Source organism: Virgibacillus salarius (assembly GCF_039521925.1).
Classification (GTDB): domain Bacteria; phylum Bacillota; class Bacilli; order Bacillales; family Amphibacillaceae; genus Virgibacillus; species Virgibacillus salarius.
The window spans coordinates 1-15,446 of the sequence record NZ_BAAACY010000056.1; the positions used below are offsets into that span (position 1 = coordinate 1).

Here is a 15,446-nt window from a genome sequence, read left to right on the forward strand (position 1 = left end):
CGTTATCCGTGAGTATAAAAGCAGCTGTGTTACTTCATGCTAGCGTTGTAGATCCTGATAATAGCGAAGGGCGGCCACTTCAACTCCTGTGGGAAATGTTTGACCTGAAGATCCACTTTTTTGAGCGGGTTTTGCTAAAAAAGTTAGCTGAAGGACAAACCCCACGGAAAGGGAAGTGGGCAGCCGGAGTGGTGGTCAAGCAAGCAGTAGCTATTATTCCATAATAGCTACTAGAGGAAGCGTAAATCTGAGCATTTAGTGATAAGGACTGAGCGAATTTTGCTCAGTTTTTCTTAGTAAAGAAGAAATTAGCTACAAGCCAATCTAAATGAGATCTTAAATACATAGCTCTAGTCAATCGTGGAAAGCGAAGTATATTTCCGGAGTCACTTCGTTGCACGAATCATTTTTTCTAGTTTTGTTTAATTAAAGCACATTTGTTTCATACATGTATTAGTTGCTTTTATAAAGTAATCTAAGGGGAATGCAAGGACCCATCTTTTATATGTAGGATTCGATCTCCCAGGATGTCGGCTTCCTGTTTATCATGTGTAACTAAAATAACAGGTATTTTCCAATAATCATGAAGACGTTTTAATTCATTTTGGCAATCCGCACGCGTTTTCTCGTCTAAAGCGGAAAATGGCTCATCTAATAACAGAGCTTCCGGCTTGGTAGCAAGTGCTCTAACTAATGCTACACGTTGTTTTTCCCCTCCTGATATTTGTTGTGGATATTGGTGGAGTAATGGGCGTATCCGAGTTATATCTATTAATTGTTCAACAAGTAATGGATCTTTCATCCCATAACGAATGTTCTTTTCAACTGACATATGGGGAAACAATGCATAGTCCTGAAATAAATAGCCGATTCTACGTTTATGAATAGGAACGGGCTTTTGCTGCTTATTCTGATATAAAGTTCGCTCTCCAAGGCTGATTTTGCCTTTATCGGGATGAGTTAGCCCAGCTATGCAATTTAAGATCGTTGTTTTACCTGCCCCTGAGGGTCCGAATAGGACAACGATTTCATTATGAATATCGAATGCCGTATTTAATATAAAATGATTTCGTCTTTTTTCGATCGTAACGGAAAGCATCGAACAATTCGCTCCTTTATCAAAAATCAAGCTATAAACGCGACAAATCTATTATTCTAACGTTCTTATTGTCACATTCGTTTATAGACTAGGTCTGGATGTATCTTATTCTTTGGTAAGCTTCAATATATTTCTACCACTCCACCAATTAAGCCAAAGGATTGCAGTAAAGCCGACAATAACAATACCTATAACCCAAAATAGAGCAGTTTGCATATTTCCGGATTCTACAGCAAAGTAAATGGTTAAAGGAATGGTGTTTGTTTGATTAGGTATATAACCAGCGACCATTAAAGTAGCCCCAAATTCCCCAAGAGCCCTTGCAAAGGAAAGCACAAAACCTGCCACCAAACCTGGCCATGCTAAGGGGAAGGAAATTGTCCAAAATACTTTCCATTTAGATGCTCCCATTGTAAGTGCTGCGTGTTCAAGATTTTTCTCATATTTTAGAAATGCAGCAGCAGCACTTTGGTACATCAAGGGAAATGATACAACCACAGCAGCTATTACTGCACCAACCCAAGTAAAGACAATCTGATAATCAAACCACTGGAGTAAAAGACGACCAATTGGGCCGTTTTTACCGAAGATGAATAGAAGCCCAAAACCAACTACAGTCGGCGGAAGAACAAGTGGGAGTAGAAACAATGCTTCTAATAGCCGTTTTCCTGGAAATTGATTTCGCGAAATTAATCGCGCACAACTTACACCAAGCAAAAATACTATACAAGTTGCGATGCCAGCAATTTTAATTGATAAAATTAATGGTGTATAATCCATATCTACTTCAACCTTTGCACATTAATGGATGTTACGGAAGCCATAGGACTTGAAAATAGCCGCAGCCTTATCTTGTTTCAAGAAATGGATAAAGGTCTCTGCATCATGACGGTTTGTACTATATGAAGTAACGCTAGCAGGGTACACAATAGCTGGATATAGCGTCTCATCGACTTCTGTTATTATTCGTATATCATTTGAAATAGCAGCATCAGATGCATAGACAAAACCAAGCTCTGTATTACCTGATTCTACATAAGTAAGTGCTTGACGTACATCTTTTGCATACACAAATTGCTCCTCTAACGACTGCCAAACACCACTATTTTGCAATGCTGTTTTGGCATAAATACCAGCAGGCACACTCTCAGGATTTCCGATTGCAATTTGATCAATTTGCATGTCGGAAAGCTGCTGAAGAGAAGCTATTGACTGTGAAGATTGCTTATTACCAATTAACACTAAATGATTACCGATAACGTCTGTACGTGTATCTTCAGCAATTAATTTCTCTTCTGTAAGCGTATCCATCCATTGTTGATTTGCAGATAAAAATATGTCGACAGGAGCCCCTTGCTGAATTTGTCTCGATAGTTGTCCAGAGCCTCCGTAATTGACGGTTATATTAATGTTAGGATATTCCTCTTCAAAAGCTGTAATAACCTCTGGTAAAGCATCAGCTAAGCTTGCAGCGGCAGAAACTAAGAGTTTATTAGCTTCTGTAGATTTTTGAAATGGTTCCTCTTGATTAAAGAGGGAACAACCTGTTAGCGTAATACAACTAAAGAATAACAGAACGAGGTATTTCATTTAAAAACTCCTTGTCATAAGTTGTGCTCGACTATTTTGTTCGGCGTTTTGGATATACAGATATAATCATAATTAGCAATACAAGGGAATAAACACAAAAAAACCATAAATAATAATCACTAATTGGGGTAGTTAATGCTATTAACGCGTAAAGAAAAAACGGTACCGTCGTAGTAAAGGCAGTCATTTTCCAAATGATCGAGAATTTTAGTTTTCTACCCATTATTTTCGCTAAGTTAGTACCAATATACGCTATAGCAGAAAGCAATATAAAAACGATAATAGCCATTGGTAAATAATAAAAAATGAAAAAGTAAATAATCAAAAAGATAAAGCTAAGATCAGCGCTATGGCTACTAGAATTTGTGATTCGATCAATCAGAGACGGAATAGATACAAGCAGTAATAGAATAAACATGTAAATAATCGTAATGTCCATGCCTATACGATTAAGCTGAAAGATTGCTTTCTTTCTAGGTAATTTGATACTATGTAAAAACGCATTTAGAAAAATCAATATAAGTCATCCTTACATATTAGTTTCATTTACTATTATAAAGGAAACGAAGGACAATTTCTTATTAAGTAGTTGAAAAAAGGATGACATTTATCATAAAAAAGAAAGAAAGCGAGATAATAAAACAATTACTTACAATTCTTGTAGAAATATGTACTCCTTTATGGCTTCATTCCGTAATTTATTACCCGGGAAATAATTTTTTCTACGCTTTTCGACAACCATTTGCAACGAAAACATGTTATCATATTATAATGACGTAGTTACAACCAAAGTAAGATGGGGTGCAAAATGAATCATTCAAAACAACTAACTGACGGGGCGCTATTAACACTGGTATTCATGGGATTATTGCTAGTGAGCCTGTTTGTCCCAATTATACCGATAGTATCCATATTTTTATTGCCAATTCCATTTATTATTTATAGTTCAAGGTATGATTGGAAGCCAGCCCTAATCATGTTTGCCTTTTCTATTGTAATGACGATCTTATTTACAACGATCTATACGTTACCAATGACAGTTCTAATGGGGCTAGGCGGGATTATGATTGGTAGCTCTATTTATCGAAACCTCTCTGCTTATGAGACATGGGCAAGGGGGACTTTTGGGTTTATCATCGGATTATTATTTGCATTTGTTTTTACACAATTTGTATTTCAGATAAATGTAATAGATGCAATGGAGCAAATATTTAACGAATCTATGGAGATGTCAACAGGTGTGATCGAACAATTCACTGCTGAAGCGCAGTTGGAAGAAATTGATGAGATCATGCAACAAACGATCCATGCGTTTGTAACTCTGTTTCCATTTTTCTTAGCTACAATTGCTATTTTAATGGCATTTCTCAGTCAATGGTTCAGTTATAAATTTCTAAATCGAATAGAACGGAAAGACTTGCGGTTTCCACCATTTCGTGAATTGCGATTTCCGAATTCAATCATCTTTGTATATGTAATTGCTTTGTTATTTGCATTTATTTTTACGGACCCGGAAAGCTTGCAATATATGGCGACCCAAAACTTATTACTTTTAACACAAATGCTCGTTACGATTCAAGGTTTTTCATTTCTGTTTTTCTATGCTAACTATAAGAAGATAACAAAAGCATTTCCAATAATTTGTGTGGTGATCGGAGTGCTTTTCCCTATGATGTTATTTATTATTCGCTTTATAGGAATATTTGATTTAGGGTTTGGGTTAAGAGATAAGTTAGCAGAGAAGGATTAGCAGATCTATGAAAATAAAGGTAATGCACAGTAGGAGCTGAATGTGATGTCAGATAAACAAAAGAAGCCAACACTGAGAAATCATGTATGGGTCATTTATGTGCTGTCTATAATTCTGCTTAGTGTTATCTGGTATTTCCAGTGGGTAGTAGGACTAATCATGACTGTGCTTTTAGCTGTTTCGCTTTATTATAGTATCCGTTCTGAGCAAACGCTTCAAGATGAAGCGGAGCAATATATAACAACATTATCTCACCGAATTAAAAAAGTGGGAGAAGAAGCATTATTGGAAATGCCGTTTGGTATTATTTTGTTTAGTGAGGATTATAAAATTGAATGGGCAAATCCATATATGAATCAATTTGATGATGACAGTTTAGTTGGGAATTCTCTGCATTCGTTATCAGAGGATTTAATACCAAAAATTAAAGAAAATAAGGATGAAATTTGGTTTGAATTACAGGGTTATGTATTTCAGACAACAGTAAAGAAGGAAGAGAGACTTCTTTATTTATTTGATCGAACGGAGCAATCAGAATTACAAAACCTCTACCGTAATGAACAAACCGTTATATTATTTATTTTCCTTGATAATTATGAGGAAATTACCCAGAACATGGATGATACACATAAAAGCCATTTGAATTCACAAGTTACCTCTGTTTTAAACAAATGGTCAAAACATCATGGACTATATTTGAAGCGAACATCTCAAGAGCGCTTTATCGCTGTTGGGACAAAAGAGATTTTGGCTCAGCTTGAAAAAGTGAAATTTGAGATACTTGATGAAGTGAGAGAGTTAATTGGTGAAAGAAATACGCCGTTAACATTAAGTATTGGTGTAGGTGTTGGGTATGTGGATTTACCTACGCTCGGTGAGTTAGCACAATCCAGCCTTGATCTTGCACTTGGTCGAGGTGGAGATCAAGTTGCAATAAAAGATGAATCTGGAAAGGTTCGTTTCTATGGTGGGAAAACCAATCCAATGGAAAAACGTACACGAGTTAGGGCTCGTGTGATCTCCCACGCCTTAAAGGAACTGATAAAGGCAAGTGACAATGTCATTATTATGGGACATAAAGCGCCTGATATGGACGCATTAGGGGCTGCTATCGGAATCCTTAATATTGCAATTGCCAACGATGTAGAGGGACATATCGTATTTGACCCAGAAGATATCGATACAGGTGTATATCGCCTTGTCAATGCGATTCGTGAGGAAGAGAGGATATGGCAGCATTTTGTAGATCCAGAGGAAGCAGAATCACTTATCGGTGCGAGAAGTCTAGTTGTAGTAGTTGATACACACCGTCCATCAATGGTAGCTAGTGAAACACTTTTACAGAAGACGGATTATAAGGTGGTCATCGATCACCACAGACGTGGAGAAGAGTTTATCGAAAATCCAACGTTAGTATATATGGAGCCTTATGCATCCTCTACAGCTGAGTTAGTGACAGAGTTATTAGAATATCAACCCAAAAAATTAAAGCTACGAATGCTTGAAGCAACAGCGCTGTTAGCAGGAATCATCGTAGACACAAAAAGCTTTACACTAAGAACAGGTTCACGAACCTTTGATGCAGCATCATATCTTCGAGCAAAAGGGGCTGATACAGTACTCGTTCAGGAATTTTTGAAGGAAGATATTGATGTATATGTGGAACGAAGTAAACTAATCGAGCGATCGAAAGTATATCGAGATAAAATTGCTATTTCTAGTGCAGAAGAAGGGCAAGTTCATGGCCCTGTACTAATTGCTCAAGCAGCTGATATACTTTTAACAATGAGTGGGATTACAGCTTCCTTTGTTATATCAGAGCGGAAGGATGGAAGGGTAGGGATCAGTGCTAGATCCTTAGGAGACGTCAATGTTCAAGTGATTATGGAAAAAATGAATGGTGGTGGCCATTTGACGAATGCAGCCACACAAATAGATAATATGACAATTGTAGAAGCAGAGCGATTATTAAAAGAAATTTTAGATGAATATTATGAGGGGAGCGAATCAGAATGAAAGTAATATTTCTTAAAGATGTAAAGGGAAAAGGAAAAAAAGGCGACGTTAAAAATGTATCTGATGGATATGCGCGTAATTACTTATTAAAGAACAACCTAGCTGAAGAAGCAACGCACGGTAATATGAAAGCATTAGAAGCGAAGAAGCGTAAAGATGAGCAGCTAGAACAGGAAGAAAAGGAAGAAGCAATGGATCTAAAAGATAAGCTTGCGGACTTAACTGTAGAACTAAGTGCTAAGTCTGGGGAAAATGGTAGGTTATTTGGCTCTATAACGAGCAAGCAAATTTCTGAAGCATTGAAGAAAGACTACGGGTATAAAATTGATAAACGTAAAATAGAATTGGACCAACCTATCCGAGCATTAGGTTATACAACTGTTCCGGTTAAGCTACATCCAGAGGTATCAGGTTCAATCAAAGTACATGTTGCAGAAAAATAATACGTTGTAGAAACATCTAGTAAAACAGGCGCCCTGCGCTTAGATTTACATCTTCAGAGAGGGGAAAACAATCAATGAATGAGTCATGGAATGATCGTACTCCACCACATAATATAGAAGCTGAGCAATCCATTATTGGTGCGGTTTTCATTGATCCAGATGCGTTTTCTGCTGCTTCAGAGATACTGGTACCAGAAGATTTCTATCGTGCTAGTCATCAGCGGATATTTGCAAGCATGATTGCCCTTGCTGATCGTGGGGAGCCGATTGATGTTGTCACAGTAACTTCCTATTTGCATAATGCACAGCAGTTAGAAGAAGCTGGTGGCGTTCAGTATTTATCAGAGGTTGCGGAAAGTGTACCTACAGCAGCTAATATCGGTTATTATTGTCGAATTGTAGAGGAAAAGGCATTACTTAGAAGGCTAATACGTTCAGCAACAGACATTGTTACTTCTAGTTTCGAACGACAAGATGAAGTAGAAGATGTTGTTAATGAGGCAGAAAAGAGTATTTTAGATGTCTCTGGAAGGAAAAATTCTGGAGCATTTAAGGCCATCAAGGATGTACTAATTGATGTTTATGACAATATTGAACAACTTCATCATCAAAGTGCTGATGTGACAGGAATACCGACTGGATTCCGAGATTTGGATCGGATTACTTCTGGATTTCAGCGTAATGATCTTATTATTGTCGCTGCCCGTCCATCTGTAGGTAAAACTGCATTTGCGTTGAATGTAGCTCAAAATGTAGCCGTTAATACGGATGAAAATGTAGCTATCTTTAGTTTAGAGATGGGAGCAGATCAATTAGTTCAACGTATGCTTTGTGCAGAAGGAAATATTGACGCACAACGACTACGTAATGGTCAGTTGCAAGCTGATGACTGGAGTAAGCTAACTATGGCAATGGGGAGCTTATCGAATGCTGGGATCTATATAGATGATACACCTGGAGTACGTGTTGCTGATATACGTTCTAAATGTCGTCGTCTCAAGCAGGAGCATGGGCTTGGAATGATATTGATCGATTATTTGCAGCTTATTCAGGGTAGTGCAAATTCCAAGGAAAATAGACAACAGGAAGTATCAGAAATATCCCGTTCTTTAAAAGGTCTAGCTCGGGAATTGAATGTACCACTAATTGCCCTTTCACAGTTATCACGTGGTGTTGAATCACGACAGGATAAGCGCCCAATGATGTCGGACTTACGTGAATCTGGTAGTATTGAGCAAGATGCGGATATCGTCGGTTTCTTATACCGTGATGATTATTATGATTCAGAATCGGAAAAACAAAATATAATCGAAATCATTATTTCTAAACAACGTAATGGTCCAGTAGGAAATGTAGAATTAGCTTTTGTTAAGGAATACAATAAATTCGTTGATTTAGATCATCGTTATCAAGAAAGTGATGTACCACCAGTCCCTGTTTAATTTAGAGAGAGTGAGAAAAAAGAATGAAGAGACAATTAAAACGAACGATAATTAGTTGAAATGATATGCTCCCCTTAAGGTAGACAGATTAAAAAGTAAAAATCTGTTTCTACATTAAGGGGAGTTTTTATGACTCACAAATCATATTCAGTAGAATGGAAATATGAAGTATTGTTGGCTTTTAAGAATGGTTTAACACATAGCCAGCTATTCGCAAAATATCAAGTTACTATGTCTACAGTTTGTCCGAAGATCCACGAGGTAACGTGTTTTTCTTTACCAAGTTAGCGGAGTCCGTGCCCGTGGAAAGCGCGTATATTTTCACGATGTGGCGATGATACTCAGATTGATAATATGATTATTCGTATTTTGAGTAAAGAAGTTGTGTTTTGTGCCAGCCTCTTTTATGTTTAGAAATTATAAAATTAGCGTGTGTGGATAAATAGTGGCGCGTTGAGCCCTCGTCTAGAAACTAGGCGACTTCACAAATTGTCCTAATCTAAGTCATCAGCGGATCGCAAGCTCACCGTGATTTTTTATCTCCGTTGACGTGCTCCAGCCGCTACGTTTTTAAACGGGTGTTTGCGCTTTGATTCTTTTTAATCAACTTTACCGAACAATTACATTAATTTCTATATAAATGTTCGTGTTTTGAATTGACTATCTGATTTTATACTGATAAAATTACTTTTGTGATTAAAGAAAAACGTATAATATATATTAATTCAGTGGAGGTGCACCATGTCATCAGTAGTAGTAGTTGGAACACAATGGGGCGATGAAGGGAAAGGAAAGATTACGGACTTCCTATCGCAAAATGCAGAGGTTGTTGCACGATATCAAGGAGGTAACAATGCAGGGCATACGATTAAATTTGATGACATCACGTATAAATTACATTTAATTCCATCTGGAATATTTTTTAATGAAAAAACATGTGTATTGGGTAATGGTATGGTAATCGATCCAAAGGCATTTGTGGAGGAGATTGCTTATCTACACGAACGTAATGTATCTACAGATAATTTACGGATAAGTAATCGTGCTCACGTCATCTTGCCATATCATTTAAAATTAGATATCTTGCAGGAAGAAGAAAAAGGCGAAAATAAAATTGGAACGACTAAAAAAGGAATTGGTCCAGCATATATGGATAAAGCAGCGAGATGCGGTATCCGCATTGCGGACTTAATGGATAAAGAAACGTTTCGTGCAAAATTAGAGCAAAATTTAAAAGAGAAGAATCGTTTGTTTGAGAAGGTTTATGAGGTAGAGCCTATTCAAGTAGAGGATATTCTCGAAGAATATTATGAGTATGGGCAACAAATGGCTAAATATGTATGTGATACATCTGTTGTATTAAATGATGCCTTAGACGATGGACGCAGAGTATTATTCGAAGGTGCGCAGGGTGTCATGCTTGATATTGATCAAGGAACCTATCCTTTTGTAACATCTTCTAATCCAATTGCTGGAGGAGTAACCATTGGTTCTGGTGTTGGGCCTACAAAGATTGATCATGTAGTAGGTGTTTCCAAAGCATACACAACGCGTGTAGGTGATGGACCGTTTCCAACGGAGTTACATGATGAGATTGGTGACCAGATTCGTGAGGTTGGTCGTGAATATGGGACAACAACAGGGAGACCGCGTCGTGTTGGCTGGTTTGATAGTGTTGTTGTTCGTCATGCACGTCGTGTAAGTGGTATTACAGATTTATCTTTAAATTCTATCGATGTACTAACAGGTATTGAAACATTGAAGATTTGTGTAGCTTATCGTTATAAAGGGGAAATTATTAAGGAATTTCCAGCAAGTTTAGCGGCACTTGCTGAATGTGAACCAGTCTATGAGGAAATGCCTGGATGGACAGAAGATATCACAAATGTGAAAAGCTTGCACGAGCTCCCTGAGAATGCACGTCATTATTTAGAACGTGTTTCTCAGTTAACGGAGATTCCATTATCCATTTTTTCTGTTGGACCGGATCGCTCGCAAACCAATGTTGTACGAAGTGTATATAGCTAATTTAACAGGTACCAAAAGGTAATTGGTCTGGTAGTGAAAATTAATCTACGTCGTTATAGAAAACGGGACTGTCCCAACAGTCGATTCTAAATGAATTTAATGGGGCAACCCCGTTTTTTTGTTTATATGAGCTTTTCAACTAGGTTTTGATGAGTTGAAGTTATAGGTCCATAAAAACAAATTATTCCTTTCCCATTCTAAACTGAGTCAACTTCAGCAATTAGCTAGTCATATTGAAATATGAAAAAGCTGAATAGTAGAATACTGTTCATTTCCACTACAGTCGGACGCTTTCCACGGGCGGTCCGTGAGCCTTCTCATCGCTTGTCTTCTGCGGGGTCTCACTTGGCCACGCTATTCCGTAGGAGTCGTACCTTTTCATTCCAATCATGGAATCAATGTATTGAATATCATCTCACATAGGAACATAACATATCGAAATATCCATATATGTTATAGCGTCCTTCGCTGTTTTTAAATAATCTGTTCTAAAGTGCATTATTTGCACATATACTGTGGTTGGACTATTGAGCTTTTGTAGTAAATTCATGTATATAAAAACAGGATGATAAAAAATTAATTGTTGACTTGTTCTTTATAAAGAACTAAACTATAAATAACTATTAGACGGTTTACTAATATATCTTGCTTCCTGCTAAAATAGTAATTTTTTTGCTTTGATTGTTCTATATAAAGAATGACATGGATGTTATTAAGAAAGTAAAGCATTCATAAATAATTGGGGAGGTACCTTCATGGACAATGAAACGATAAATATACAAAAAAAGAAGAAGGATATTAACTTAAAAGAAGTATTTGATTTGTTAAAAAAAAGAGCATGGCTAGTTATTGCCATTACCATTCTTTTTACATCAGCTGGCTATCTATATAACAGTTTTAATAATACCCCTATTTATCAAACGTCGACAAGGGTGATTATTGGCGCAGATAGTGAATATATGAAGACACTCATGGTAATGATTACCGACCCATTAATTATGGATAAAGTGAAAGAAGAATTACAGCTATCACAAACATCTGAAGAGCTTGCCGAACAAATTGAGGTAGCCAGAATAGAAGATTCACAAGTAGTACAGATTTCTGTTAGGGACAGCGACTCTGCTCAAGCTGTTGAAATCGCCAATACAACAGCTACAGCGTTTAAAAGCGAAATTGCCGATATTTTAGATTTTAAAGAGGTGCAATTACTATCTTCTGCGGATGAAAATCATCAAGCTATAAATGGTGGACAGCATAAAATAGTAATTATTTCATTTATATTTGGTGCCATTACTGGTTTAGGATTAATTTTTTTACTTGATTCCTTGGATGGAACAATTCGAAAAGAAAGTGAGTTAGAATTGGTTCTTGGTGTACCGGTAATTGGATCGATATCGAACGTGAATAAGAAAAAGTTTGTAAAAAGAAGAAGACAAAGAAAAATAAACGTAAGGGGTGAGACAGCTGATATTAAGTAAGAGTAAGCGTAAATACATGAAGAAGGGAAATCTTATAACACATGCTTATCCTGATTCGATCATAGCGGATGAATTTAGAACAATTCGATCCAATATGAAGTTTTTAACCAATAATCCAAATCATCGAATATTTCTCTTTACATCAGTAGGAAGCGGGGAAGGCACATCAACAGCTATTTCAAATCTAGCTGTTACGATGGCTAAACAAAATGAAAAGGTACTGCTGATTGATGCTAATTTACGAAGTCCAGTCGTGCAGAGTGTTTTTAAAAAAGAAAAAAGCTTAGGGCTAACGAATTTGCTTACAAAAGATTTAACATGGAGCTCTGTTATTAATCAGACGGGAATTGGTGAGCTTGATATTCTTACAAGTGGTTCGAGTATTTTTAACCCTGCTGAAATAGTAGAAAGTGCGAAGATGCAGGAATTATTGAAAGAGTTCAAAACGATATATGATGTTATTCTAATTGATTCTCCAACTATCTTGAAATATACAGAAACAAGGTTACTGGCAAATTATAGTGATGGTGTGGTTTTACTTGTAGGCAGAGGGAAGACGGATTTAGAGGACGTTATCGAGGCTAAAAGAGTGCTTGAATTGGCGAAAGCGAATGTAATGGGAGTTATTATCAATGAAAAATACAAATAAATTTTTTTAAACCAATTGTTCGTTATTAAGAATTAAAACTGGTTTATGGTGATGTCTACTCGCCGTTATCAAGGTAGGCACTCGGTCATGCTGTGGGTTGTCAAACCTTAGACGCTAGTCGTCGATAGTGTGGTGTGAGGATGGGTTAGATGCCCAATCTATTTACATAAGAAAGTTTGTATGAGGGGAGGGAAGTTTGTGACATATCGACAAAGGTTATCATTTTTTATCTGCATTGATTCCTGTATTGTACTTTCTGCCATTTTTATAAGTAGTTTTTTAGTTGGGGAGCCTATTCATGTTGAGAACACATTGTTATGGATAAGTACGATTGCTATTTTATGTAGTCATTATTTCTTTTCATTATCTTATAAACTTTATAAAAAAGTATGGGAATATGCAAGTACAAATGAATTATTGTTACTTTTAAAAATTGTAACTTACGTTGCATTCGTTACAGGTGTCGTTCAATTCATTGCATTACAAGAAATACGACTTAAATTTTTAATGATAACATGGCTGCTACATTTGTTTTTTATTGGTGGTTCACGATTAGTTTGGCGATTGTACCGTGATTCTATTATAAATAGACGAACAACAAAAGTGAGAACTTTGATAGTTGGTGCCGGATCAGCAGGAACAATGGTTGCAAGACAATTATTAAAAAATAGTGAATGTAGATTGCTACCAATTGGCTTTATTGATGATAATAGCAAAAAGAAAAATCTTGATATTTTAGGACTTCCTGTTATAGGTGGCGTAAGGGAGATTGTCGATGTTGTTGAAGAACGTAAAGTAGATAATATTATTATTGCTATTCCTTCTTTACCTGAAAAGGAGCTAAAGCCCATTATTCAGGAATGTGCTAAAACTAAAGCAGAAACAAAGATCTTACCTTTACTGGAGGATCTGATTACGGGGAAAGTTTCTGTAAATCAATTTCGTGATGTCGAAGTGGAGGATCTCTTGGGAAGAGAACCGATAGATATAGATATCGAAAGTATTTCCAAAAATATTCAAGGAAAGAGGGTTCTTGTAACAGGGGCCGGTGGATCGATAGGATCGGAATTATCACGACAACTAATAGAATTTCAGCCAAGTCATTTAATACTACTAGGTCATGGTGAGAACAGTATTTATACCATTGAGATGGAGTTAAAGGAAAAAAAGCAGCATGATGCAGTTGAAATCACAGCAATTATTGCAGATATTCAAGATAAGGATAAGATGATGGATGTGATAAAAACTCACAAGCCAGATATTATTTATCATGCTGCAGCCCATAAACATGTACCATTAATGGAAAAAAATCCAGAAGAAGCTGTAAAAAATAATATGATAGGAACCATGAATGTAGCAATAGCTGCCAGCGTACATCAGGTGACTACTTTTGTAATGGTTTCAACAGATAAGGCTGTTCATCCAACTAGTGTCATGGGGGCGTCAAAAAAACTGGCAGAAATGATTATTCAGGATATGGATAGAAAAAGTGATACAAAGTTTGTCGCTGTTAGGTTTGGAAATGTATTAGGTAGCCGCGGAAGCGTTATACCATTATTTAAAAAGCAAATCGAAAGAGGAGGACCAGTTACCGTAACACATCCAGATATGGTTCGTTATTTCATGACAATTCCTGAAGCCTCAAGGCTAGTTATCCAAGCTGGCGCATTAGCTAATGGGGGTGAAATTTTTGTACTAGATATGGGAGAGCCTATTAAAATCGTTGACCTTGCCAAAAATTTAATCACGCTTTCGGGCTTTACACTTGATGATATAGAGATAACCTATACCGGAGCTAGGCCGGGGGAAAAGCTGTTTGAGGAACTACTTACTGAACAGGAAATAGTAGATCAACAGATTTATCCAAAAATTTATATTGGGAAAACGACAGAGATCCAAATAGAGAGCATTCAAGATATTCTAGCAACATATACGAGTTTAGATTCACACGCTTTAAAGAATCGATTAATAGAGATAGCAAATAGTAAGACAATCCATAAATCTGAATCGGTAGTCACCATATAGAAATGGAGTGGGGGAAACAGAATATGAAGGTTAGGAAAGCTATTATTCCTGCGGCTGGGCTAGGTACTAGATTTTTACCTGCTACAAAGGCGATGCCAAAGGAAATGTTACCAATTGTTGATAAACCTACTATTCAATATATTGTAGAAGAAGCAGTTGCTTCAGGGATTGAGGATATCATTATTGTAACAGGGAAAGGAAAGCGGGCTATCGAGGATCATTTTGATCATTCCTTTGAGCTGGAGCAAAGTCTTATGAATAAACAGAAATACAACTTGCTACATGCCGTACAACGTTCTTCAACACTCGTGGATATTCATTATATACGGCAAAAAGAACCCAAAGGTTTAGGGCATGCTATCTGGTGTGCACGTAAGTTTATCGGTAATGAACCGTTTGCTGTTTTATTAGGAGACGATATTGTGAAAGCAGAAACACCGTGTTTAAAGCAATTATTGAATCAATTTTATCAATGCCAGTCACCGGTTATTGGTGTGCAGAATGTAAAACGAGAAGATGTATCCAAGTATGGGATTGTAGCTGGACAGTTAATGGAGAATCATCTGTACCAAGTCAAGGATCTAATTGAGAAACCGAAGCAACAAGAGGCTCCATCTACCTTAGCTATTTTAGGTAGGTATATTTTAACTCCAGCCATATTCGAAATTCTCAAGTCACAGGAACCTGGTACAGGAGGGGAAATTCAATTAACGGATGCCATAGCAAAGCTAAATGCATATGAATCTGTTTATGCGTATGCATTTGCTGGTGAACGTTATGATGTTGGTGACCAATTAGGGTTTATGCAAACAATTATTGCTTTTGGATTGCAGCGAGAGAACTTAAGGAAGCCATTATTAGATTATCTTGCAACCGTAGTAGAAACAGAGTTAACTAGGTAGTCATTAAGAAAAGGTGAATAGAGT

14 protein-coding genes are annotated in these 15,446 nt (G+C 36.9%); 10 read left to right on the top strand and 4 right to left on the bottom strand.

Translation table 11 applies throughout. From position 1 onward, the window contains the following. Positions 1 to 224: hypothetical protein (locus tag ABDZ84_RS08045; protein WP_343780930.1), on the top strand; the 224-nt coding region annotated here is incomplete at its 5' end. A 251-nt stretch (positions 225 to 475) separates the two neighbouring features. Here ABDZ84_RS08045 and ABDZ84_RS08050 read toward each other — a convergent pair. The 4 genes from ABDZ84_RS08050 to ABDZ84_RS08065 all read right to left on the bottom strand — a co-directional run bounded on the left by ABDZ84_RS08050 (position 476) and on the right by ABDZ84_RS08065 (position 3,206). Further along, the gene (locus tag ABDZ84_RS08050) at positions 476 to 1,099 is read right to left on the bottom strand and encodes an ATP-binding cassette domain-containing protein (RefSeq protein WP_026680451.1); all 624 of its coding nucleotides are present in this window, start codon (positions 1,097 to 1,099) and stop codon (positions 476 to 478) included. Between the two features lie 105 nt (positions 1,100 to 1,204). Continuing rightward, positions 1,205 to 1,879 (bottom strand): molybdate ABC transporter permease subunit, encoded by a 675-nt coding sequence (modB, locus tag ABDZ84_RS08055; protein WP_026680452.1) that lies wholly within the window; start codon positions 1,877 to 1,879, stop codon positions 1,205 to 1,207. Between the two features lie 21 nt (positions 1,880 to 1,900). Then, on the bottom strand, positions 1,901 to 2,689 hold the full coding sequence (modA, locus tag ABDZ84_RS08060; protein ID WP_343780935.1) for a molybdate ABC transporter substrate-binding protein: 789 nt from the start codon (positions 2,687 to 2,689) through the stop codon (positions 1,901 to 1,903). Positions 2,690 to 2,720: 31 nt separating this feature from the next. Further along, on the bottom strand, positions 2,721 to 3,206 hold the full coding sequence (locus ABDZ84_RS08065; protein ID WP_026680454.1) for a DUF1189 family protein: 486 nt from the start codon (positions 3,204 to 3,206) through the stop codon (positions 2,721 to 2,723). A 291-nt stretch (positions 3,207 to 3,497) separates the two neighbouring features. Between ABDZ84_RS08065 and ABDZ84_RS08070 the strand changes: the two genes are divergently transcribed. From ABDZ84_RS08070 to galU, 9 genes are all read left to right on the top strand, one after another. After that, positions 3,498 to 4,439 (top strand): YybS family protein, encoded by a 942-nt coding sequence (locus tag ABDZ84_RS08070; RefSeq protein ID WP_026680455.1) that lies wholly within the window; start codon positions 3,498 to 3,500, stop codon positions 4,437 to 4,439. 45 nt (positions 4,440 to 4,484) lie between these two features. After that, entirely contained in the window at positions 4,485 to 6,455 is a 1,971-nt protein-coding gene (locus ABDZ84_RS08075) for a DHH family phosphoesterase (protein WP_026680456.1), read from the top strand. Continuing rightward, positions 6,452 to 6,898 carry a 50S ribosomal protein L9 gene (gene rplI / locus ABDZ84_RS08080; RefSeq protein WP_026680457.1) on the top strand — a complete coding sequence of 149 codons (447 nt, stop codon included), beginning with the start codon at positions 6,452 to 6,454 and terminating at the stop codon, positions 6,896 to 6,898. The genes ABDZ84_RS08075 and rplI overlap by 4 nt, the downstream gene beginning before the upstream one ends. 74 nt (positions 6,899 to 6,972) lie before the next feature. Further along, positions 6,973 to 8,340 (top strand): replicative DNA helicase, encoded by a 1,368-nt coding sequence (gene dnaB / locus ABDZ84_RS08085; RefSeq protein ID WP_026680458.1) that lies wholly within the window; start codon positions 6,973 to 6,975, stop codon positions 8,338 to 8,340. Positions 8,341 to 9,081: 741 nt separating this feature from the next. After that, entirely contained in the window at positions 9,082 to 10,368 is a 1,287-nt protein-coding gene (locus ABDZ84_RS08090) for an adenylosuccinate synthase (protein WP_026680459.1), read from the top strand. Between the two features lie 755 nt (positions 10,369 to 11,123). Beyond that, the gene (locus ABDZ84_RS08095; protein ID WP_343780948.1) at positions 11,124 to 11,846 is read left to right on the top strand and encodes a YveK family protein; all 723 of its coding nucleotides are present in this window, start codon (positions 11,124 to 11,126) and stop codon (positions 11,844 to 11,846) included. A 16-nt stretch (positions 11,847 to 11,862) separates the two neighbouring features. After that, positions 11,863 to 12,495 (top strand): CpsD/CapB family tyrosine-protein kinase, encoded by a 633-nt coding sequence (locus ABDZ84_RS08100; protein ID WP_034678707.1) that lies wholly within the window; start codon positions 11,863 to 11,865, stop codon positions 12,493 to 12,495. 198 nt (positions 12,496 to 12,693) lie between these two features. Beyond that, the gene (locus tag ABDZ84_RS08105) at positions 12,694 to 14,520 is read left to right on the top strand and encodes a polysaccharide biosynthesis protein (protein ID WP_281949786.1); all 1,827 of its coding nucleotides are present in this window, start codon (positions 12,694 to 12,696) and stop codon (positions 14,518 to 14,520) included. A gap of 23 nt (positions 14,521 to 14,543) precedes the next feature. Continuing rightward, positions 14,544 to 15,422 (top strand): UTP--glucose-1-phosphate uridylyltransferase GalU, encoded by an 879-nt coding sequence (gene galU / locus ABDZ84_RS08110; RefSeq protein WP_343780952.1) that lies wholly within the window; start codon positions 14,544 to 14,546, stop codon positions 15,420 to 15,422. Positions 15,423 to 15,446: the final 24 nt, after the last annotated feature.

Coding starts and splice junctions, on each gene's coding strand:
- ABDZ84_RS08050 (WP_026680451.1), bottom strand. CDS start 1,099: ATGCTTTCCGTTACGATCGAAAAAAGACGAAATCATTTTATATTAAAT.
- ABDZ84_RS08090 (WP_026680459.1), top strand. CDS start 9,082: ATGTCATCAGTAGTAGTAGTTGGAACACAATGGGGCGATGAAGGGAAA.
- galU (WP_343780952.1), top strand. CDS start 14,544: ATGAAGGTTAGGAAAGCTATTATTCCTGCGGCTGGGCTAGGTACTAGA.
- dnaB (WP_026680458.1), top strand. CDS start 6,973: ATGAATGAGTCATGGAATGATCGTACTCCACCACATAATATAGAAGCT.
- ABDZ84_RS08070 (WP_026680455.1), top strand. CDS start 3,498: ATGAATCATTCAAAACAACTAACTGACGGGGCGCTATTAACACTGGTA.
- rplI (WP_026680457.1), top strand. CDS start 6,452: ATGAAAGTAATATTTCTTAAAGATGTAAAGGGAAAAGGAAAAAAAGGC.
- modB (WP_026680452.1), bottom strand. CDS start 1,879: ATGGATTATACACCATTAATTTTATCAATTAAAATTGCTGGCATCGCA.
- modA (WP_343780935.1), bottom strand. CDS start 2,689: ATGAAATACCTCGTTCTGTTATTCTTTAGTTGTATTACGCTAACAGGT.
- ABDZ84_RS08100 (WP_034678707.1), top strand. CDS start 11,863: ATGAAGAAGGGAAATCTTATAACACATGCTTATCCTGATTCGATCATA.
- ABDZ84_RS08075 (WP_026680456.1), top strand. CDS start 4,485: ATGTCAGATAAACAAAAGAAGCCAACACTGAGAAATCATGTATGGGTC.
- ABDZ84_RS08095 (WP_343780948.1), top strand. CDS start 11,124: ATGGACAATGAAACGATAAATATACAAAAAAAGAAGAAGGATATTAAC.